Below are 23284 nucleotides of genomic sequence, written 5' to 3' on the forward strand. Positions count from 1 at the left end.
ATTATGAAGAATCTCTCAATTAGTTTAAGAACCATCCAATTATTATTGTTTTTTTCATTATTTAGTATTAGTGCTCTCAACAATAAAGTTAATGCAGCATCATTTAATTGTAATAAAGCATATGATTACGCTGAAAAAATGATATGTTCACATGCTGATCTGTCTGTTAAAGATGAAGCTTTAGCCAAAGTCTATACTCAAGCAAAATCTATTACAGGAAATTCCCAAGAATTTAGGAGTCTTATTAAACAGAATTGGTATCTACGTAAGAATTGCAGAACAAAACAGTGTATTTCTAATTGGTATTCTAATTCTACTGAGCTCTATAATAAAATTATTCATCAATATAAAACATGTGTAAGCGAAGGTCAGAAAATCACTTTATCTGGAACTTTATTAAGAATTACATATCCAGGGCCACCTAATTATGAAAGTGTGGCGGATGGTGATAAACCAGAAACTTATTGGGTTTTACAACCTAATAAGAAAATCAACTGCGCAATAGATGCTCCAAACTTTGACAATCATACAAAAATGCAATTAGTAATGATGGGAAATGAATATCGAGATTATGCAAGCTTAGTTGGAAAAAATGTTACTATAAATGGGGAATTAATGTACTCAATTTCAGGGCATCACCATACATCTTTATTAATTATTGTTAAAAGGATAGCAGCAAAATAATTTAAATTATAGAGGTTAAATATAGTTGCTACTTCTTAATCACTCTAAAAAATGTATAATTTTATTATCAAATCTATATAAATAAAAAGAGCGTCTAAATGCTCTTTTTATTAGCAATAACTATGGAATATTTTAAATTTAGATAATGCCAAATTATATTTAAATTTTTAATTTATTAGATATTTCAAGGCTAAATAACCTCACTTTATGCCAATTAGTAAATTCAAATCTCTTAGAAGTATCTACAGGACCATCAGTTATTAGCATAATCATTTGAATCATAAAACGATCAAACAGCTTATATTTTGGGTAATCAATTGCTCCTGCTATAATTTTAACAAGACAAGGAGTCCAACCTGATCTTTTCTTAATTTTTTGAATGTATATATCTATTAAGGGATCATCTCGACCAATTTTTCTAGCAGTTGCACTCACCGAAAGAAAACCATTAGCTGTTTGTTCTATTGTACATAAATTATCTTCGATGAATTTATAAACAGATTTATGATAATTTCCATATCGAATACTGGCAGCAATAAGAATAAATGAATAGTCTTCTTTAATTTTAGAACCCTCATTAATAGAGACAACATCAACTTGATGCCCATCATTAACCAATATATGTCTAATTTCATTACAAATTTTAAATGTCTGTCCATCTATACTTGAGAAGGCTATTAATATTCTTTTCATAAAGTTATTTCTTCAGCTTAAAGCTACTTATTAATAATAAATGAATTTTTCACTTAAAAAATTGTATGTATAAGAGCATTTTGATAGGCCCGTCTGTACCCCTATTCCTTAGTTTTTAATTATCTCTTAAATTAACAATATAGTGACGCTTATAAGAAAAAATTTGAGTCTTTAATAGAAATTAATTAAACGCTTCAACTTCATTAATCAAGATAGAAAAAGCCGACTTTTCCAAGTCGGCTTTTTCTTAATCTATTCTAAAATGTCACTGCCGCGGGCATAGCCCTTGGCGTAAAATTGGCAAAATGCGTTGCATTTTGAAACCCCAATTTTACTCCCACTCAATCGTTGCTGGTGGTTTAGATGACACGTCATATACAACACGTGATACATCTTTAATTTCATTCATAATACGCGTTGAGATTTTATCAACCAATTCGTATGGTAAATGTGCAAAACGAGCTGTCATAAAGTCAACCGTTTCAACTGCACGAAGTGCGATTACCCATGCATAACGACGGCCATCACCTACTACACCAACTGACTTAACAGGTTGGAATACGGCAAATGCTTGAGCTGTTTTGTCATACCAGCCGCTGTCGCGAAGCTCTTGCATGAAGATGTCATCAGCAAGACGAAGAATATCTGCATATTCTTTTTTCACTTCACCCAAAATACGAACACCTAAACCTGGGCCCGGGAATGGATGACGGTAGATCATGCTGTGCGGCAAACCAAGTGTAGTACCTAATTTACGTACTTCGTCTTTAAACAAGTCACGTAAAGGTTCAACCAATTCAAACTCTAAATCGTCAGGTAAACCACCCACGTTGTGGTGAGATTTAATAACGTGTGCTTTGCCTTGTTTGCTTGCAGCAGATTCAATTACGTCTGGGTAAATCGTACCTTGCGCCAAGAATTTCACGCCATCAAGTTTACGTGCTTCTTCAGCAAATACTTCAATAAACTCACGACCAATAATCTTACGTTTTTTCTCTGGATCAACTTCACCAGCCAATGCAGTTAAGAAACGTTGTTCAGCATCTGCACGAATAACACGGATACCCATGTTTTCAGCAAACATTTGCATCACTTGGTCACCTTCGTTTAAGCGAAGTAAACCGTTATCAACAAATACACATGTTAACTGGTCGCCAATTGCTTTGTGTAAAAGCGCAGCAACAACAGATGAATCAACACCACCTGAAAGGCCTAAAAGAACTTTTTCATTACCGATTTGTTCACGTAATTGTTCTACACGTAAATCGATGATGTGTTCAGGTGTCCAAAGACCACCACATCCACAAATTTTATGAACGAAGTTTGCAAGTAACTCTTCACCTTTTGCCGTGTGTGTTACTTCTGGGTGGAATTGCACGCCATAGAAACGACGCGTTTCATCACTTACAGCAGCAACTGGACAGCTTGGTGTGCTTGCAGTAATCGTAAAACCTTCTGGAATCTTGCTCACTTTGTCGCCGTGGCTCATCCAAACATGGAGTTGGTTTTCGCGGTCTTGTAAGTTGCCAATCAGTTGGTCACGTTTAACGATATCAACTTCGGCATAACCAAACTCATGTACAGTACCCGGCTCAACTTTACCGCCTAACTGTTCAGACATGGTTTGTAAACCATAGCAAATACCCAATACTGGAACGCCTAACTCAAACACCACTTGCGGTGCTCGTGGGCTGCCCTCTTCATGCACACTCTCAGGTCCACCTGATAAAATGATACCGTTTGGCTTAAAAGCACGAATGTCTTCTTCAGACATATCAAAGGCATACATTTCAGAGTAAACACCAGCTTCACGTACACGACGTGCAATGAGCTGACTATATTGAGAGCCGAAATCCAGGATCAGGATACGATCTTCAGTAATTTGAGTATTGGTAGTCATGACAAACCACTAAATGGCAAAAGAATTAAGCGCGCCATTTTAACATTTTTCACGCTTCGGCGCACCGCAAATCATCATATATCTTATTTTTTTCATATCAGAATCATTTCTATATTGGGATTGATCAATATAAATTAAAATTTATTGATATTTATCAATATACTGTATACCCCTTAAAAACTTCATACACATTGATAAATTCATCACATTCTATGCAACATCGTTGTGAATTTGATGTTAAGATGACCCGATAAAACAGGCATTACCATGGAAAGGTAAATACCATTAGCGATATTTGTCTGTCCTTAAACAGTTATCCGTTTTTATGGCTTGTTGCCCCATATCAAAATCAATAGAAATCTAAGGAACAACAATGCTTCAAAGTATGATTGCAGATTTCCAGCAACATTTTTGGTTGTATGTCTCTATTCCTTTCATGAGTGGTTTAATTGGCTATGTCACAAAAGTGATTGCCATTCAAATGATGTTCTCACCACTTGAATTTAAAGGTATTAAACCGTTTTTTGGCTGGCAAGGTATCGTACCTCGTAAAGCTGAAAAAATGGCAACCATTGCTGTTGAACTCATGACAGCCAAGCTGATTAAGCCCGAAGAAATTTTTGCTCGTCTTGACCCAAAGCGTATTGCCAAAGAAATTGAAAAACCATTAATGGCAGCAGCAGAAGATATTACGCGTGAAGTGGCGCAAGAGTATCAACCCGGTTTATGGGAAGGTATGCCTGAGTTTGCCCGTCAAAGACTGATCCGTAGAGTGCAATCAAAAGCACCGGAAATAGTCGAGCACATCATGAGTGAGGTGCAACGTGACGTAAATCGATATTTTGATATTAAGCATTTGGTGATTAGTAATTTGCTTAAAGATAAGCGTTTACTCAACAATATTTTTAAACGTGTAGGCAAACAAGAATTTAAATTTTTTAGTAACGTTGGCTTTGTATTCGGTTTTGGTATTGGTGTAATCCAAATGTTGTGCTGGATTATCACGCAAGGTAAATATCCTTGGATGTTGCCGATGTTTGGCGGATTTGTAGGATTTTTCAGTGACTGGATTGCGCTACAAATGATGTTTAGACCGCTCTATCCTAAAAAGATATTGGGCTATACATGGCAAGGTCTGTTTATTAAACGTCAGAATGAAGTAGCAGCTGACTATGCAGCTTTAATTTCCAAACAGCTTTTAACTTCACGTCATATGATGGAAGAGTTGTTTTCTGGTACTCACTCTGCACGTGTAATTGAGTTGGTTAACCGCCATGTTAAACAGGAAATTGACATGCAAGCAGGTGTGATTCGCCCACTTGTTGTTTATGCAATTGGTGGAGAAAAATACCAGAATATGAAAACGCAGGTTGCTGAACGTATTATGCAACAGCTGCCAGAGACCATGAAATATGTTGAGTCGTATGCAGAAGATGCCATGAATATTCGCAGTACTTTAATTGAACGCATGCAAAAATTAACACCATCCGAATTTGAAGGCATGTTACGTCCTGCGTTCAAAGAAGATGAGTGGGCACTCATTGCAGTAGGTGCAGTACTTGGTTTTGTTGTTGGGGAATTACAAATCCAGTTTATGCTCTAATTTTTAAATATAAAAAAACCGGATGAATTGATCATCCGGTTTTTATTTTGCTTTAGATATTATTTTTCAATTGCATGGTCTAGGCTAATACGTCCAGCACCGTGAAGCATCAAGAAGAATAATCCACCTGCCATTGCAAAGTTTTTCATAAAGTGGATGCCATTGTTATATTGTGCTGCTGCATCAGCCCCACCTTGGTGGAACAAGAACGCAGTTAAAATACTAAAGATTCCAAGACCAAAAGCTGCAAAACGCGCTTGGAAACCAAATAACAATGCTAAACCACCACCGAACTCAACCAAAATGACTAATGGTAGAATTCCACCTGGAACACCCATCGCTTCCATATAACCTACAGTTGCTGCATAACCAGTAATTTTCCCCCAGCCAGCAACAAGGAAGATATACGCAATAAGTACACGAGCAACAAGGCTAATAAAACTGTCCGCGCCTGGTTGCGTTACGATATTTTTGACCACCACATTTGGATTAAACATACAGCCACCTTTATTTAAATGCTTATTTGTTGATGAACTTATTCTAGGTTTGGGACATTGATAATTAAATATACAAAATCCATATATATCGTTGCACAAATAGAATGATCAATTTGTATATTTTTGATGTTTTATACTGACTTTCTATAGGCTCGCTGCTAGGATTTGAGCACGGTTTACCACTTAGTTATCTCATGGAACTGCTTGATTTTATTCTACACGTTGACCAGCATCTGGCCGAATTTATTACAAATTACGGGACCTGGATTTATGGCATTTTATTTTTAATTATTTTTGTCGAAACCGGTCTAGTGGTTATGCCGTTCTTGCCAGGCGATAGTTTATTATTTGCAGCAGGTGCTTTAGCCGCGTCTACAGGTAAGATGGATCCATGGTTGTTGGGTACTCTACTCTTCCTTGCAGCTGTTCTAGGCGACACAGTGAACTATCATATTGGACGTTTTATCGGTCCACGTGTGTTTGAAATGAATTCCCGCCTCATTAACAAACAGCATTTAACGAAAACTCAAGAATTCTTTGCCCGCCATGGTGGCAAAACAATTATTTTTGCTCGATTCATTCCATTTGCCCGTACCTTTGCTCCTTTTGTTGCTGGCGCTGGTAGTATGAATTATAAGTTTTTCCTGACATATAACTTAATTGGAGCATTCTGCTGGGTGGCTTCTTTTGTAACTTTAGGCTATTTATTTGGAAATATGCCAGTTGTAAAAGACAACTTTACCCATCTTATTTTCGGCATCATTATTATTAGTGTTCTACCGGGTATTATCGGGTTTATCCGCGAGAAGTTAAAAAACCGTAAGGCTAACGTTTAAGACTGTATTTAGAAGAAACGAAATACCACGGGAAGCATACATAAAATGAGTAACATGGCCGATCCTTTATATAAATGATCGGCTTTTATTTTTTGCATTGAACCTGTCAATAAAGCACGTCCAAAAATCATCCAAAAGCTCGCCGCAGGAATAAGCGTCAAAGTAAAAGCGGCAAAAACCATAAGAAAATTTTCAGGTGAATTCCATGTTTCGGCTGGAAAAATACCGGCAGCAAAAAGTAAGGACTTAGGATTTTTTAAAGTGGAGAAGAATAGCTGACGTGGGCGAATATTACGGTGGTTCTGGCTAAACTGCTGTAAATGCGTAGTTTTCCATAAACGAAATGCCATCCAGAACACATATAACACACTCGTAATATGCAAAATGAGCAGTAGCGCAGGCCAAACTGGGGCCGCTAAATGAATAAACACAGCCCAAAAGCTAATCCCATAAGCATAACCCAACCATTGCATTGGAATAAGCCAGAATGTTTTAGATAAACCTTGTGAGTGAGCAGCGGTTGCAAGTAGTGCATTTGTCGGACCCGGGATAAGCAACACAGCCAACATTGCTAATACAAAAAACCAGCTTTCAATCATAAAGTTTCCACATTGGTAAAGATGCGGCCACCTTAAACGAAATAGGCAAAATATAGCAAGTTTAGAGAGTATTTTGACTATAAAAAACACAGCTAATTTAGAGTTTTATTTTCAACAAGCTATTGATTTATATTTATTTTATTATGAAACATTTTGCTAAACTTTAATCATCACAATATGCTTTGACTAGCATATTGTGATGCAAAATTGATTATTAATTCGCCTTTTTACGAACAATAATTGGACAATTTTTAAACTGAGCAGCCTGAACAATGGCTTCTTGTTGACCCATTACACGTGAAAGTTCGGTGTTCTTGGTTGAAGAAGATTGCCCCATGTTGACAGAGATGGATGGACCAAAACCCCAACCGCCGCGTCCCCAGCCACCACCAAGTCCAACGCCAACACCCATACCTGTACTTTTTGGAGTCTGTACACCATTGTCGATATATTGTTGAATACGGTTATATTCACTTTGCAGTTGTTGACAACTCAAAGATTGATACTGTGTCGGAGACACATAAGTCGGTTTTACCGTCGTGGCACAAGCGCCCAATAGTAAAGTGGCTGCTGCCAAAGGCACAATATATAAGCCTTTCATCATTTTTCTCTTATCTTTTTGGTTCAATTTCGCTGAACAATGCCTCATAAGACTGAGTCAATTTATGTTCTGGCGCCAAGTGAGCCAAAGGTAAATTTTTCTGATGTGATTCTTTCATTAAAATCGAAGGCGGTAACATGCTATTAAGCACAGGTAAGCCTTCATCTTTTAACTGTTGAACCACTTCCCGCGGTAATTTTGCTTGGGATTGGAACTGATTCACCACAATTCCTTCAATTTCCAAGCGATCATTATGATCATCTTGCGTTTCGAGAACATTTTCAATCAATGTTTGTAACGCACGCTTTGAAAACACATCACAGTCGAAAGGAATCAGGACTTTATCTGCTGCAATTAAGGCAGACAACGTGAAAAAGTTAAAGGCTGGTGGTGTATCGATATAAATACGATCATAGCGCCCAATTAAGCTTTGAATAGAATCACGCAACTTATAAATTTTATGCTTGCTTTCAAGTGCGTGCTCAAGTGCGCCAAGCGTAGGGCTTGCTGGAAGCACATCTAATTTTGCAAAAGATGTAGAGTGCACAAAACTGTCGAGATCTTTGTTACGAGGAGCTTTTAAAATTGAACCTAGTGCATTACCAATTAAGCCTTTTTGTTGATTATTCCCCAGCACATCTTCAAAGAAGTTTTCAATATTTGGTTCTAAAACGGCTTTATCAGCAGCGTATGTTGCTTCTTCGCCTAAAAGATATTGGCTAGAGTTGGCTTGAGGATCCAGATCGATAACCAAGGTCCTGAAGCCATGTTTGGCACTAATCGCAGCCAAATTTACAGTAATACTTGATTTCCCTACACCGCCTTTTTGGTTAAACACCACACGAGTTAGCATGCTTCCCTCTACATATTTTTTTATTGTATGCAGTTTAACCTAGAGCTTAAGCAAAAAGGCAAAGAATGTAGAACAATTAAGCAAAAACTGGTTTCACGATCACCAAAATAATAATGGCAACAAATGCGATTGCACTAATGACTAAACCCGCACGGCGCTGAGCTAGTAAAATAGTGTCATCCTTTTTAAAGGCTTTCATTAAAGATGATAAGAGCACTAAAAATAAGATAATTTTAGCGTAGAACCATGGCTGTACCTGAAAGTTCTTCATTACCAGTAAAATTGCACCCGTAATAAAAACCACAGTAAATGACAAATGCTGCAAAGCAACTAATACTTTACGCCCTGCTGGGTTAGGCTGTTGACCTTGCACACCAATAAACAGTGTAGAAGCGCGTAAAACAAACACCATAAGTGCGGCAGCCACCGCAGTCATATGAATAATTTTAGTGATCAAATGTGCGTCCATAAATCAGCCCTTAGCTTTTAGGTGCATGTGCACATTCTGGGCTCGCTGGCGCTTGTCCTTGCCACTCACTTGGCAAATAGGCATGGATTGCTAAAGCATGGATTTGTCCCGGATTCATTAAATCAGAAGCCAAGGCATACACTTTTTGATGACGTTGAACCAAACGCAACCCGTTAAACTCTTCACTTACCACAATCACTTTAAAATGTGATTCTTTACCTGGGAAATAACCACCGTGGCCGGCAGACTCGTTAATAACTTCCAAATGGCTAGGTGCAAGGGTTTGTAACCGTTCAATCAACTGTTGTTCAAGGCTCATAGCTTTTCCTTTTACGATTATTCGTATATTTGGACTTAGTATACCCTGTCTACGCACAAACAAAAGTTGCTCTTGTATGCTTTGACTTCAAACAAAATGTCTATTTATTCGGCAACTTATCGATAAAAATAGCTTTAAATGCTCATTTCTGTTTTTATTTTATGCAATCAGCATAATTATTTGCATAAAGTTGTTGACCCTTGTTTTGCTTAATGTATTATAAGCGGCACGCGGGAATAGCTCAGTTGGTAGAGCATAACCTTGCCAAGGTTGGGGTCGCGAGTTCGAGTCTCGTTTCCCGCTCCAAATTGGTTTTTTTTGAGAAAGTTTTAGTAAAAACTGCTCATATATGCGGGAATAGCTCAGTTGGTAGAGCATAACCTTGCCAAGGTTGGGGTCGCGAGTTCGAGTCTCGTTTCCCGCTCCAAATTTAAAAGGCCCTAGTCGAAAGACTGGGGCTTTTTTCTTTTTATCTATCCTTATTTTTATACTCTATCGATTTACCACGCAACTTATTGAGAAAAACTCGGTTCAATTCCAACTAAAGGCTTTCTACTCTCTACCAGATTCATATTTTTGAATCGTCAGTTATAACGATTTAATCTAGTTATATTTGCAAAGTACTGGAGTAATTTGGTGCATAGATATACGTGGCAATAATTGAAAACACTCCAAGTTAAAGCATCTTATATTGTGGCTCTGTTGCAAACATATGGAAAATATAAAATTACAATCATAGATATAGCTTTGAAAATGATATTGCTCTGTTTTTTGAGCATCTTTAGTTGCATCAAGAAACCGTATATGTTCAGACAAGATATGAAAGTTAAGCTTCTTTAAATGGCTGCTCATTCCATGCCCAGTACATTTAATATAGGATTCCTTTAAGGTCCATATTTGAAAAAACCGTTGATAGACGCTAAATGGATCAATCAGTTCATTTTCCTGAATCCACTCTATTTCGCTCAGTGCTAATACACTGTCGACACGCCTCCATTCGAACTCTCGATTCACTCGTTCAACATCGACGCCTATTTCTCCTTCTTCAGTCACAGCAAGGACAATAACGTCCGCTGAGTGACTAAGATTAAAATAAATAGCCTTACTGCCTTGTACAAAAGGTTTGCCGTTCGGTTGTAATTGAATATTAACTTCAAGGGGTGAGATACCCAGTTTATCTGCTAAAACAGACTTCGTTAATACACGAGAAATTAAGAAAAGACGTGCAGCATGAGGAAGATATTGATCATATCTCAACTTTTCAACCTCGTTGAGAAAGCTGAGATAATGACTCAATATCACATGATCTTGTGGTACCCGTGAAACTGGGCAAACAAAAACCTGTACTTGGGCCATATCAGACATCACTAAGCTGTGCTGTAGTGCTGATGTACTTTGTCAGAACCGGTGTAAGGTAATCATAAACCGCTTCTACATGGGTAATGTGCGGATTATGACCTGCACCAGCGATGATATGTACAGGAATCTCAGGACTGATTGTGCTAACAATTGGGTCACTTTCCCCAACAATAATCTCGATTTTAGAGCGAAGTTCAGTGAGTAAAGCTGTCTGTACTGCACGCTGCTGCGGTAAACTAATACGATGCATGTACTCACTAATATGCTTAGACACTGACAAACGATGTAGTGAATCCATCGCATATCTCACTGACAGATTTTTTTGTCCATCTGGATGCAGATCTTTAGCAATCACATCTTTTGGCACAAAACGGAAAATGAGTTTCGATATGGCTTGTATCTGAAACATTTTAGCAGCCTGTGCCTGAACAAAATAAGGCGATATGAGAATAAGGCGTGCAACTTTTTCTGGATATTTCTTTGCAAGGTTTAATGCAAAGAGGCACCCTAACGAGTGGGCAATCACAACACTATTTGGCGCTAAAAGCTCTGCAGCAGTGTCAATAAAATGATGATTGTTATCCTCCATCACCTCATAACTACCCGAACGCCCAAGTCCGGGTAAGTCCATCATAGCGACCTGATCATATGTGATTTTATTGATGATTGGAGACCAACATGCACTATCGAATGGAATGCCGTGTAAAAATAGTGCGGAAGATTTTTCTGAACCAACTGACTGTTTAGTATAGATTTCTGTCCAATATCGGTTCTGATAGCTAAAAGAATTAGGTGTTGGTACTTGCATACGACCAAAACGTGTAAGCACCAAACGATCAATCCAGCGAGAAAAATAAGGCATGATATTGATCAGGTCCGCAATACCCATCTTCGCCGCCATCGCCTCTGCCTCAGCAACATGATAGTGCTCGGTAGAAATGAAAGAGAGTTGTTCTTTAGAACCATCAAGTAATACCTCAGGTAATTTCTCTAATAGACCTTTGGGTACTTGTAAATGTGGAGTGCTCACTCCTAGGTGCTCAGCAGCGAGATGAACTAAGCGATGAAATTTCGGCGTCGCAGGATCAAGTAGCATATACTCCTGAGCAATGGTCTCAGGATAAGACATCGTTCGGATCAAAAAGCTCACGATATACTGCATATTACATAGTGGCAGGAATGTGTCACGGCCACCTGGCAATGCCAGTAGACGTCCCTGATAGAGCTTATCAATCATGTCAGCAATACCGATATACTGCATATCGCCATAGTTATAAAAACCATCAATGACTGTTGCTGGATTTATTGCAGTCCATGGCACATTTAAACGCTTACAGGCCTCAATGAAAGCTTGATAACCCAAAATTTTTGAAGCTTCATAGCCACCATGTTTGCAATACAACTCATCAGCCGATTCTTGCGGCGGTGCAGCCACACGATACCCGCCAATCCAGATAAATCGCTCAAGCTGCTTCAATGTTGCAGCCCATTCAATTAAGGCAAGTCCTGACTTAATATTCGTACGCTCAGCTTCAGCTTTGCTAATGCCCCAATTAAATGATGCTGCGAGATGATAAATTACATGGATCTTTGTCTGAGCATCTGCTAGTAAAGAGTCCAGCTTAAAATCACGGCTTAAATCATATTCAACAAACGAAATAGACGGATCGGCTAGTCCTTCTGTTGCGATAAAACCTAACAGCTTATCTTTCTTGGTTGCGGCATTACGCAGCGCAGCAATTACCTGATGACCTTCCCGTAGAAGATCAACAATCAGCCTGCTGCCAATAAAACCTGCTGCACCTGTTACTAATATGGTCTTCCGTGAAAAATTATCTTTTTTTGCGTTATTTAAATTATCCATAAATCACCTTATTAGGGACTGGGCACTCCAGCATTGTTTTGGAGCGAATTATCTTAAAAGTTATATCGAATCTGGGCATATACCAGACTGTTATCTCTAAATTGTCCTAACACTGTATCATTTCTGCCCCAGAAGCGATCTCCGCCTGCATTCAACTGCCAGTGATCATTGAGGTTGTAGTTAATACGTACTCTCAACAATTCATTAGGCTCTGGTGCAAAATAGAATCCTGTAAACTCTAGCTTTAGGTTGTCATTCATTAGGTTAAGTGCATAACGCAGCATAGCCCCATACTGATTCTGTTGATACTGGTCACTGATTGTTTGCTGATAACGATAAACTTCTCTCAATAATGGATCTGTTAAGCTATCGGCAGACCTTACATCCTCCGTATGTTTATACACGCCCATTAAACTCAGCGTGGAATTTTTTAATGACAATTCTGGTCCCATGACCACAGTTAAATTATTTTTCTTATGGGTAATATCTTCACTGCCATCTGAGTCAGTTTTTGTATAGGCAGCTTCACCTCTCCATACGATATCGTTATGGTTATAACTGAAATCTACTCCATAGACAGACATAGGATTATTTTTCAGTTGTAATGTTGCTCCTGTTGGAGATAACGACTGTAGTGATAGATCAGGCATGTGATCTAAACCTGAAAAATATGATGCCCCGACATCTAGGCCATCTACAGAATAATCCCAACGTACTGCAAACATAGGACGGCTCTTACGGTCTATGTCATACTGAACACCAGCAATTTGACGCAATGGAATTACATCTGAACGACTACGCGGATACCACAATGCAGTCCACTTATTGGTTCCAGATTCAGGGATATACGTCAATTTGAGTGCATCATTTCCAAGACGCTGATCTGTCTCATCTGGCACTAAACGCGTATAGTCACGAGGTGATAGATTATCCGTTGGGTTAATCCCATCAGCCCTTCCCCAGATTACAATCTGACGACCAACATCGACATAGACTGTCTGATCCCAGTTATAAGAGGCATATAACTCACGTAAGTTGCGATTTACCTTACTCACCTGATCTGGGTTCACAGTATGGTCGGTTTCGTCTCCAACCACTATGTCGTAATGCAGCTTAAATGCAGGGTTAAACTTGAGCGTACCATTGGACCAGAAACTTGCCTGTCCAATGTTTTTTAACGAACTTAAATCACGATCTGAGGACCACACGTCGAGTCTGGCTGAGTTCTGGCTCACAAAACTAATTTCGCTGTCATCTGCATAAGCATGCTGCAGTAGCATAAAGCTACTGCAGCATGCAAATACCCAATAGGCACCTTGCGTCATTTTTCAAGACTCTGTGGTGAGAAAAGCTTATCGGATAAGGTTTTTTCTGCCGCAAAATCATTGACGATCACTTGTGTCATATGTTGAGTTTGCAGATTTTTCGCCATAGATTTCATGGCTTGCCATCTTGGTTTGACTTTGCCGTAAGGACGGATATCGGTGAATTCAATGTGTTTTAATGGCTTACCTGCTGTATCCCAAATGTCGATAGTTGCCGTAACAAAGTTATCTTTGAGGATGCACATACGACGTTTGCTATAACCAAAGTCACTCTTCACCGTATTATTAATTGGTGTTGCTTCAATCATGTAGCAATCTTTGCCATTAAATTTGCCATCTGCAAGTTTCGTGTACTTCCAGTCACTAAGCTTATAGCCAAGGACATCACCATAACTAAAGTCCGTACCAATAAAGGCATCGCCCTTATTCGCTGATGCAAGACGGCGTACTTTTTTCAATGCAGGCAAATAGACAAACATGCTATCGCTGCCTTTTGCATTTTCAATTAACAGCGTCGTGGTTCCTTGGACATCTGCTGGCGAGATGAACTCAGTCAAACGCATGTTGTTCTGAGTATTTCCAGCAAGCTTGGTCATGTTTTTAGTTAAACGTACACGTTGCTCGCCATTTTTAGAGGTCAAAATAAATTTGGCGCTAGCTGTTGAAGACAAGAACTTAGAGGCATCATCACTACGATTAACAATGTCTTGAACTTCATCTGCATGAGATGTTTTAGGCATCGACATTGTAAGCGCCGTACCTAACAACAGGCTTGTCACAACAGTTTGTGCAACAGGAACGCTCTTCTTATTTGAAGAAAAGATAAAACGAGGTTTCAACATCAGAATCATTGTAGGTACCATAATTAAGGTTGCAAATACACTGAACAGCATCGCAATCACAATAAACATTGCGAGCCATTGATGGACGTGGAAGCCTTGTGATAAGGACAATACGCCATACCCACCGGCAACTGCAGTCGCGACAAAAAGAGATGCCTTACCAGCAGTACTTAAAGTTTTACGAATAGCGTCTTTGATATCGCCGCCTTCTTCACGCAAGATTTCACGCAAGCGGTAGAGGAAGTAGATGGCATAATCCGCACCAATACCTACAGCCATGGCCGAGATGAGAGAGTTCGGAATATTGAGCGGAATGTCGAGCCAGCCCATCACCCCAAAGATGGCAAGAATTGAGAACAGAAGTGGAGTCAGGACAATGAGTCCCGCTGAAATCGAGCGGAAAACCAATGCTGAAATAAAGAATACGGCAAATGAAATTTGTAGAATATTCATAAGCTTGCCGTGAACCATCGTTTCAGTCAAAGCAATGGTTTGCGTCACATCACCACCAAAACTTACTACCGCTTTATCGCCCAATTGACCCGCCATATACGTTTTTAGCGACTCAAGGATTTCTTTAATGCGATGATTACTGCCAGTTTTCAGAAGAATTGTGATCTTGGCATAGCGCTGAGTGGTATCAATGTATGAATCAAAATCAGTCGGCTCACCAGACATTGAATACAACAGCAGATACTGAGCAACAACGTCTTTGGTTGCAGGAACCTGAAATGCCTGTGGTTGATCAGCATTCATTGCCTGATTCATTCGTTTGATATAGTCCACGATAGAGATGGTTTTACCGACCTCTGGAATTGAGTTCGCGAACTTTTCAGTATTATCAATCGCTTTTAAGATTTCAGGGTTTTCAATACCATCACGAACTTTGGTATCAACCATAATGTAAAGGCTGTTTGTGCCACCAAGAGACTGATTTAAGAATCTGTCGTCTTGTTGCATTGGTAAGTCGCGAGAGAAGAAATTACGGCTATCGTTGTCTACCACAATACGGCTCGTGCCGATAGCAAGTAAGACGCCCATTGCCGCAATCGCAGTCATTAACATCATTCGTGGACGAACTGACAAAATGACATCACCAATACGGTTTGGAATCCAATCCCAAATTGGCAAGCCTTTGCGTTTAACCTTCACAACCGAAGGTGGTGGCAACATTGAGCGGAGTGCCGGAATAAAAGTCATCTCAATCACCAGCGTACTGATGATCCCGATCCCTGTAAAAATACCGAATGAACGAATAGTTGGAATGTTGAAAGTCAACAGAGAGAAGAATCCAGCTGCTGCAATACCACCAGCCAGCACCATAACTGGACCAACACGAACCAAAGACTGCACTACAGCTTCGCTATTTGCAGCTTTAGGCTCCATTCCTTGAGCAATCAGACGATCAAAATCTTCATAGTAGCGCTTGAGCAACTGCACAGCGTGCCCTGCTGCAATGGCCAGAATCAGAATTGGTGTAGGCGAGTTAAAGATATCCATTGGCTGTTTGAACAAGCCCATCATGCCCATACCCCATGCCACAGCCAACAAAGCTGTAACGAGTGGCAGAATCAAACCTTGCTTGCTGCGGAATGCTTCAAAGTGCAATAAACCAATCACCAGTACGGCAATCGGGAACAAGATATTGATACGCTTAGAGTAGTCTTCAGCTTTATCCAGATACACAGGATTACCACCGACACTGACGGTCATATCTTTAGATTGTTCACTCTCTACGATTTTGTTGATTGGGCCCATCATTTTCTGGAAGCCCTCTGGACTTTCCTCAAGCTCAAGCAAAATCGCAGCAGTTCGTTGATCTTTAGATACCACTGAATTCATATAGGTTGGATTCAGTGCCAGTAGTTTTTTCAGGTGATCAATATCCTCCTGAGTGACTGAACTACTCGGCAATAGTTTCTTGGCATCGAACCCTTCTGCATTCGCCTCGATACCTTTCGCCTGACGTGCAGCCAGACTCATCATAGTGGAACGGACTACGCCCGGTGCATTATCAACTTCTTCGGTAATGCGTTTGACTTTCTCCAACACCTGCGGCTGATAAATATCACCCTGCTTCGGTGTAATACCGATCACAACCATATATTTGGAGCCGAATTTCTTTTCAATCAGCTTGGTCGAGGTGATATAAGGATGCCCTTTAGGCGCAAGTGCATCTGGGTCAATAATAATTTTTACACCAGATGCCAGATACGCTAGAGCAAGTGTTAAGAGCATCACCACAGTCAAGACAATACGACGATGGCTAAGAATCCAACGCGCGTATTTCTCCATCATTTGTTGAGTCTTACGAGGTGGTTTATTGGTCTCGATAGTTGGTTTATTTTCATTGCCAACCGACTCATAGGCTTCACCCTTCTGAGCCAATGCTTGAAGATTATCAACATCTTTCTTGAACTGAGCGAGCACCATTTTTTTTAGCAGCGCTGGCGGCAATACACCAAAAAAGCTACCTGGTTCTGCCTCAAACACCCATTCAATCCACGTACCTTCCGGATGTGGCTTGAAACGGTAAGTACCGGTGTAGTGAAAGGGTCCTTCCACTACTTTAAACGCATACAATTCGTTCGGTACTAGATGTGTAATTTCACCTTTAAAGGACATTTCACGCCCAATAAAGCTAAAACCAATTTCGTACTTACTACCCACACGCGGAGTACTGTCTAGCAGCTCAGAATGCTTACACGACAATTGCCAACCTGCATCATTGGCCGGGTTTGCAAGGTAGTTGAAAACCTTGTCAATCTCGGCCGGTATGAGGAAAGCATGTTCTATGGTCACCATAGTGGTTCTACCTTCTTGTATTTCTTATGCAGGAATTGGGTACATCTGATCAATTGTCTGGGCTACAGCCACGACATTCTCAGCGTACATAATTGATGAATGGTCACCAGGCAAATCCACTTGTGTAAACGTTTCTTTGACCAGTTGATCCCAACCTAGACTTTCTCCAAAGTCTTCCTGCTCATCTTTGGCCTTAACCAAAAGAATTGGAAAATCTTCAGGGTCTGGGAAATAGGTTTGGAGTGCGATGCCATTCGCCAAATAGGTATCAAAGTAAAGTCGGAAATCTGATGGATCAGCATCGAGAGGCAGAACATTAATGGCTTTAGCTTCTTTAAGTACATGATCAAACATTTGATCTGGACTCAATTCACGCAAATATTGCGCTGGGATCGTTAACTTTTTGCCATAAGGTGCAGCCAAATCACGGGCGAACCAAGACAAAAGCATGGCATCGTCGGCATCTTCAGGCACATTTTCTGGAATTGGAGCACGAGTATCGATCATGACAATACCTGTGACCTGTTGCCCCATTTGACGCAACTGATGACTGATCTCATATGCAATCGCACCACCAAAACACCAGCCACCGAGGAAATAAGGTCCTTGAGGCTGCATCTTTTGCATTTCAGCAATATAGAGCGTCGCCATTTCTTCAATCGCCACTTCCGCAGCATCGGCTTCAATCAGTCCAGGAGACTGAATAGCACGTAAGGTACGGTTCGGATTGAGATGACGCGAAAGCTCCATATAACAGAAGGTACTGCCACCAATTGGATGGAACAGCCACAGCGGTTGTTCATAGGTTCCACGGCGTAGTTCAATTACGATGGATGGCTTAATTTCTTTATTTTCGCGAATGATCTCACCCAGACGCTCCACAGTGGAGTACTGTGCCAACAAAGCAACTGACAGTTCGGTACCGAAAGCCTTTTTGAGATGGTTGACAAGCTTCACAGCTAATAGTGAATGCCCACCTAATTCGAAGAAATCATCATGTATACCAACTCGCTTGACCGACAAGATCTGTTCAAAGGTAGTACACAGCTCGATTTCGATCGGATCACGCGGTGCAACATAATCATTGCTCTGCTCAAACACTGGCTCAGGAAATGCCTTACGATCCAACTTATTGTTGGCCGTCATTGGAAATTCATCCAATCGGATAAACGCACTTGGCACCATATAAGCAGGAAGATGGATTTGCAGGGTCTTTTTTAAGCCAGCAATATCAAGCTCTTGTCCAGTTACATATGCCACCAGTTTCTGGTCGCTGTCAGCTGTGGTCTTAACCAGCACTACCGCATCTGTGATACCGTCGATCTGTTTGAGAACATTCTCGATTTCACCTAGTTCGATACGGAATCCACGAATCTTGACTTGGAAATCTAGACGTCCATGATGAGTCAAGCGTCCATCTGTACGCAGACAGACTTTATCCCCTGTTCGGTAGAGTCGACCGGCATTTGGTAGAGATGGCAATGTTCTAAATTGTGCATCTGTCAATTCAGGTCGATGCCAATAATCAACTGCCAGACCATCACCACCAATCCAAAGCTCACCCATAACGCCTGGCGGAACTAAACGCTGCTGCTCATCAAGGACATAAAGCTGAGTATTCGCCAGTGGTTCACCTAAATCAATATACTTTGCATCGGTGATACGAGCTGCACTAGACCACACTGTAGTTTCAGTCGGTCCATACACATTCCAGAGACAGCCGACTTTATCCAGCAGTTTTTCTGCAAGAATAATATCTAGCGCTTCGCCTCCACAGAGTGCAGTCAACCCTCCATTGCCGCTCCACTCGCTATCTAAGAGCATTTTCCAAGAAGCCGGTGTAGCCTGCAAGACATTGATAGACTTAGCATTTAGATAATCCACCAATTGATTGCCATCTTGTGATACTTCTCGTGGGCAAATATGTACCACACCGCCGTACATCAGCGGAATGAGTAATTCAAGAATTGAAATATCAAATGCATACGTGGTGATTGCTAACAACTGAGTTTCAGTCGTTACTTGCAATCTATCATTCATAGATAGCAAGAAATTGATAATTGAAGGATGCCCAATACGAACACCTTTAGGCTTACCTGTCGAACCTGATGTGTACATCACATAAGCTATGTCACCAAAGGCAAGCGTCTCGCGCACTTTCTCAAGTGCCACAACACCAGCTTGATTGATATCTAAGCGAGGCACAGAACTGTTAAGAGCATCCATTAACTCGGTTTGAGTCAAGATGACTTTAGGTTCGGCATCTTCAATGATGTTTTGTAGACGTTCAGTTGGGAAGTTAGGATCCAGTGGCACATAAGCTGCCCCTGCCGCCCAGATTCCAAGGATTGCTGCTGGCAATAACGCTGTGCGGTCTAACATTAGACCTACACGATCGCCCTGAGTAATACCGTGTGCACGCAAATATTCAGCAATACCAGCAATATGTTGACCTAACTCACGATAGCTAACCGTATGATCGTTTGAGGTCAAAGCATGATTGTCACCACGCTCATCAATCTGCTTGAGAATCATTGCGAATAGATCATGCTGAGCATAATCAGTCGCCTTTCCACGGAGGGCCTCGAACTGGATACCATCTTTATAATCAGGTGCGATATCTAACTCAACGATCTTACGTTCAGGGTGAGCCACCATCTCAGATAGTACAGCTTGCAGCAGCTGTACCATATTTTCGGCAGACTGCGCAGAAAATAACTCAGTGTTATATTTCAATACACCAACAAGTTCACCTTGATATTCACCGCCCATTTCTAGCGTAATATCCAACTGTCCTTCTTGCTGGCGAACTGGAAAACTTCCTAACGTCAGATCTTGTCCAACTAAAGTGGCTGGAGTCTGAATTGGCAGAAGTAATTCTTTAAACTCATCCATCCCCCCTAGACGTTCCCAGAACATTCCTACCTGAGCCAATGGGTTAATACTGCCATCACGCTTTGGTGAAACAGCCTCAACTACTCTAGAAAAAGCAACTTTTTGATGCTTAAGGCTCTGTCTTAATTGTTCCTGAACCTGCTGGGTAAATTGACGTAACGTCAAATCAGCATCAATGTCCATCTGGATAGCTATTGTGTTGACGAACTGCCCCAATGCATTACGCAAAGAGCGTTCAAGTCGACCAGCTACAGGTGTGGCAATAACTAGATTATTTTCATTAGAGAGTTTGTGCAGCAGGATATAGAAACCAGATAACACAAGTCCGAACAATGTGATCTCATAATCTTTCGCCAAATTTACAAGACCAGATGACACTGATTCAGGTACACGGAAAGCCAGTGAGCTACCCTTATGCTGCTGTACAGCTGGACGAGGATAATCAAGTGGAATGCTATGCACATGTGGTGCATGCTTCAGTGCATTTTTCCAGAAAATTAAACTTTCATCAGCATCATCGATTACGCTGCTCTGCTGCTTATCGGCATACTGTGCAAACTCAATTCCGTTCACTGTATCCGACTCTGCAACGAGTCCAAAACGTTTGCTGACGTCTCGTAGCAACAGACCAATTGACCAAAAATCCATGAGCGCATGATGAATCACAACGGCAATCACATAGTGATTTTGACCGCGTTCATAACAATGGATACGCCATAAAGGTGGCTGAGTCAGGTCAAACGGCTGCTTAGTATCCTGTTCAACCAATTGCGTCAAATCAGAAGCTTCAATATGACGAGCATCAGAAAAGATGATATTCGGATACACGCGATCCCAGATCAGTTGTTCAATCCCCTGATCATTGGCAGGCATGCTGACACGCAACAGCGGATAATCATGCATTACCGCTTCCAGAATCTCCATCGGCTTATTGCCTAATGGTTGGTTAACCTTCACATCAAAGGCCACCACCATATTGTAGGCACTGCAAGTTGGCTCTAGACGTTGGATGTACCAAATACCAAGCTGTTCCGCAGAAATCGCATGACGAGACAGAACTTCCGGTTCTAGTCGTGCAAGGTTGTTCATGAAGCAACTCCCTGTTGCAACTCAGAAACAAGATATTCAGCCAACGCATTGATAGTTGGGTAATCCCATAATAGTGTCGGCTCAAGCTCCAGTTTTGTCAGATCTTCTAAGTCCCCAGACACAGACAAAGCAACGATCGAATCAAGACCGTAACTGGTAAATTTTTGGTCTGGATCAATCGTCTCAGGCTCTACGCGCATTTCTTTGGCTACTAGCGTACGAATGATTGCGCTCCAGTAAGCTTTATCTTTATTCATGGGGTAATTTCCTCTTTAACCGGTTTGGCATCACGTGGTGCCAATGCAAAATCGATGACAGATAACATATGGTTGGTTGAAATTCGGTCTAGCAAATCTGCCAATGTGCTTTCACGTAATGACGTCATTGGAGGAGCGGTCTGCCCTTCAACGGCATTTAAGAAAATGATCAGCCATGCACCATCCTGTAAAGCAGGTCTTAAGCCATGACGGTTGAAAACCCAGAAACCCAGCACAGCAATGCGAGCAAATAACTCTGCATAACTACGCGCAAGACTAAAGCGCAAGGTTTCAAACTCTTTGCTCTGCTCAGAATTTGAGAAGTAATCCTGAATTTTTTGATCCAAAGAATGCTGTTCAACCAGAAGTTGGTTTGCTTGTTCACGTAGCGTGGTGAGTGTCTCAGCAGACAATCCTGCTGTGACATCGGCATCGTTGAGCATTTCGATGATTGTCCCTAGTGATTCCATCACCAAGTCACCATCTCGGTTGAAAATTTCAAGCTCGCGGAAATCAATAGCACCTGTCTCTACCTGCAAGTCATACAACTGGCGATAGCGTGCTTTAGCTTCGGCTTGGTTGAGATGGTCAGCTTTTTTGCTACGACCTTTATTGGCAGATTTGAGCTGGAAACTCAGGCTGTCTAGACAGACGGTGCTACTGCCGTCAAACACACTAACAATTAGATGGTCTCTGAATGCTTTCTGATACATACCATCCGCATATGCATTTCTTAAGAAAAAACGCGACCCAAGCACTGAAGAAGTGATCTTGGCGAGTGACTCTACATACTCAGGTACGAGTACTTTGACGATTGGTGACCATGTACTGAACTGATTGATACAAACGTGTAACCCACGCGCACCAACGAGTGATAACACCTCAGCAGCTAAAAGATAGGCATAGGCTGTCGCGAGTTGCTCACGTACCAACGGAATGCTTATTACTTTTTTATTATATAACTCGCGTTCAATAGCAAACTCGGTCGCGATACGTAGCATGGTATCGCCAGCACCAAGAGAGAAGCTACTGCAATATGCACGTGTTACCTGTAGGGTCTTAAGACCAAGCTCTAACCCTTGGCCTTCTTCACCGATCAAAGCATCTTTGTGAATTTCAGCATTGTTAAAGCCAATACCACTGATATCTAGCCCACGCATACCCACTGTTGGCAGGCGGTTCAGGCTATACGTTCCTTTAGAAGCCATATGACGCTTATCGAGCCAGAAAGCACTTAAACTACGTGGTCCACGATCATTCGATGTTTTAGCAATCAGACTTAAAGAGTCACCTAAAGTGGCACGGTTGATCGACCATTTTTCGCCATTTAAGACATATTTGCTCTCGGCAGATTGTGCAGTTACTTCACTAGATAGCAGATCGGCACCATGGGCTTTCTCGCTATAAGCCAACGCTGGAGCAGCGCCACTCAAAATTCGACTAGCAATATTTTGGCATTGGTTCGCATTACCACCAATCCATACGATCACAGACCAAGCATTCGTGCTATAGGTCGAATTGATGGTTAGATCACGTCGTGCCAACACACGATGTAGATATAACAACTCTTCACCAATTTCCATGCGACCTCCAAGCTCTGAAGGCACATAGAAACGGTTCATACCCACCGCATTTAGAAAATCAACAGCTCGCTGAGGATATTGCTCTTTCTCATCACGCTCGATAGCTGCGGACCAAGAAAAATCATTATTAGTATCATGTACGGAGCCTAAAATTTGCTCCAGACGAGCGGCAGATTGAAACTGCCGCAAATTGGACGTAAGTGACATGGAT

The 23284-nt window shown here is 41.0% G+C and carries 18 protein-coding genes and 2 tRNA genes; 5 read left to right on the forward strand and 15 right to left on the reverse strand.

What is annotated here, in order from left to right; genetic code table 11:
* Positions 1–684 (forward strand): DUF4431 domain-containing protein (locus ACG59Z_RS15750; RefSeq protein WP_400200216.1); only part of this gene is annotated, 684 nt, incomplete at its 5' end.
* Between the two features lie 159 nt (positions 685–843).
* Here the strand turns inward: ACG59Z_RS15750 and hemG are convergent.
* Positions 844–1377: a menaquinone-dependent protoporphyrinogen IX dehydrogenase gene (gene hemG / locus ACG59Z_RS15755; protein WP_400200217.1), complete on the reverse strand. Its 534-nt coding sequence runs from the start codon at positions 1375–1377 to the stop codon at positions 844–846.
* Between the two features lie 331 nt (positions 1378–1708).
* Positions 1709–3277, reverse strand: coding sequence for a glutamine-hydrolyzing GMP synthase (gene guaA / locus ACG59Z_RS15760; protein ID WP_400200218.1), 1569 nt, complete (start codon positions 3275–3277; stop codon positions 1709–1711).
* A gap of 385 nt (positions 3278–3662) precedes the next feature.
* On the opposite strand from guaA, the gene ACG59Z_RS15765 reads away from it, so the two are divergent.
* Positions 3663–4880 carry a DUF445 domain-containing protein gene (locus ACG59Z_RS15765; protein WP_171057494.1) on the forward strand — a complete coding sequence of 406 codons (1218 nt, stop codon included), beginning with the start codon at positions 3663–3665 and terminating at the stop codon, positions 4878–4880.
* A 59-nt stretch (positions 4881–4939) separates the two neighbouring features.
* On the opposite strand, the gene ACG59Z_RS15770 is transcribed toward ACG59Z_RS15765, so the two are convergent.
* Entirely contained in the window at positions 4940–5377 is a 438-nt protein-coding gene (locus ACG59Z_RS15770) for a DoxX family protein (protein WP_263612690.1), read from the reverse strand.
* A gap of 194 nt (positions 5378–5571) precedes the next feature.
* On the opposite strand from ACG59Z_RS15770, the gene ACG59Z_RS15775 reads away from it, so the two are divergent.
* Positions 5572–6213: a DedA family protein gene (locus ACG59Z_RS15775; protein WP_016803506.1), complete on the forward strand. Its 642-nt coding sequence runs from the start codon at positions 5572–5574 to the stop codon at positions 6211–6213.
* Between the two features lie 8 nt (positions 6214–6221).
* Here ACG59Z_RS15775 and ACG59Z_RS15780 read toward each other — a convergent pair whose 3' ends face one another.
* From ACG59Z_RS15780 to ACG59Z_RS15800, 5 genes are all read right to left on the reverse strand, one after another.
* The gene (locus ACG59Z_RS15780; RefSeq protein WP_004883927.1) at positions 6222–6812 is read right to left on the reverse strand and encodes a LysE family translocator; all 591 of its coding nucleotides are present in this window, start codon (positions 6810–6812) and stop codon (positions 6222–6224) included.
* Positions 6813–7026: 214 nt separating this feature from the next.
* Positions 7027–7413: a hypothetical protein gene (locus tag ACG59Z_RS15785; protein ID WP_193329928.1), complete on the reverse strand. Its 387-nt coding sequence runs from the start codon at positions 7411–7413 to the stop codon at positions 7027–7029.
* A 10-nt stretch (positions 7414–7423) separates the two neighbouring features.
* Entirely contained in the window at positions 7424–8266 is an 843-nt protein-coding gene (locus tag ACG59Z_RS15790) for a ParA family protein (protein WP_308965596.1), read from the reverse strand.
* A 76-nt stretch (positions 8267–8342) separates the two neighbouring features.
* Positions 8343–8735: a SirB2 family protein gene (locus ACG59Z_RS15795; RefSeq protein WP_400200223.1), complete on the reverse strand. Its 393-nt coding sequence runs from the start codon at positions 8733–8735 to the stop codon at positions 8343–8345.
* 10 nt (positions 8736–8745) lie between these two features.
* Positions 8746–9054, reverse strand: a complete 309-nt coding sequence (locus ACG59Z_RS15800; protein WP_000051228.1) for a BolA family transcriptional regulator — start codon at positions 9052–9054, stop codon at positions 8746–8748.
* Between the two features lie 230 nt (positions 9055–9284).
* On the opposite strand from ACG59Z_RS15800, the gene ACG59Z_RS15805 reads away from it, so the two are divergent.
* Positions 9285–9360, forward strand: a tRNA-Gly gene (locus tag ACG59Z_RS15805).
* Positions 9361–9405: 45 nt separating this feature from the next.
* Positions 9406–9481 (forward strand) — tRNA-Gly (locus ACG59Z_RS15810).
* A gap of 176 nt (positions 9482–9657) precedes the next feature.
* Here the strand turns inward: ACG59Z_RS15810 and ACG59Z_RS15815 are convergent.
* From ACG59Z_RS15815 to ACG59Z_RS15845, 7 genes are read right to left on the reverse strand one after another with little or no spacing between them, the layout of a single operon-like run.
* Positions 9658–10419 carry a 4'-phosphopantetheinyl transferase family protein gene (locus ACG59Z_RS15815; protein WP_400200225.1) on the reverse strand — a complete coding sequence of 254 codons (762 nt, stop codon included), beginning with the start codon at positions 10417–10419 and terminating at the stop codon, positions 9658–9660.
* The gene (locus ACG59Z_RS15820; RefSeq protein WP_400200226.1) at positions 10412–12277 is read right to left on the reverse strand and encodes an alpha/beta fold hydrolase; all 1866 of its coding nucleotides are present in this window, start codon (positions 12275–12277) and stop codon (positions 10412–10414) included. Before ACG59Z_RS15820 ends, ACG59Z_RS15815 begins: the two co-directional genes overlap by 8 nt.
* Positions 12278–12330: 53 nt before the next feature.
* Positions 12331–13602 (reverse strand): porin, encoded by a 1272-nt coding sequence (locus ACG59Z_RS15825; RefSeq protein WP_400200229.1) that lies wholly within the window; start codon positions 13600–13602, stop codon positions 12331–12333.
* A complete protein-coding gene (locus tag ACG59Z_RS15830; protein WP_400200230.1) occupies positions 13599–17249 on the reverse strand; it encodes an outer membrane lipoprotein-sorting protein in 3651 nt (1216 codons plus the stop codon). The genes ACG59Z_RS15825 and ACG59Z_RS15830 overlap by 4 nt, the downstream gene beginning before the upstream one ends.
* A 24-nt stretch (positions 17250–17273) precedes the next feature.
* Entirely contained in the window at positions 17274–21233 is a 3960-nt protein-coding gene (locus ACG59Z_RS15835; RefSeq protein WP_400200232.1) for an amino acid adenylation domain-containing protein, read from the reverse strand.
* On the reverse strand, positions 21230–21490 hold the full coding sequence (locus tag ACG59Z_RS15840) for an acyl carrier protein (RefSeq protein ID WP_001030690.1): 261 nt from the start codon (positions 21488–21490) through the stop codon (positions 21230–21232). The genes ACG59Z_RS15835 and ACG59Z_RS15840 overlap by 4 nt, the downstream gene beginning before the upstream one ends.
* The gene (locus tag ACG59Z_RS15845; RefSeq protein WP_400200304.1) at positions 21487–23262 is read right to left on the reverse strand and encodes an acyl-CoA dehydrogenase; all 1776 of its coding nucleotides are present in this window, start codon (positions 23260–23262) and stop codon (positions 21487–21489) included. The genes ACG59Z_RS15840 and ACG59Z_RS15845 overlap by 4 nt, the downstream gene beginning before the upstream one ends.
* Positions 23263–23284 lie beyond the last annotated feature (22 nt).

This window comes from Acinetobacter sp. ABJ_C1_1 (assembly GCF_044684115.1).
In the GTDB taxonomy this organism is placed as follows: Bacteria; Pseudomonadota; Gammaproteobacteria; order Pseudomonadales; family Moraxellaceae; genus Acinetobacter; species Acinetobacter nosocomialis_A.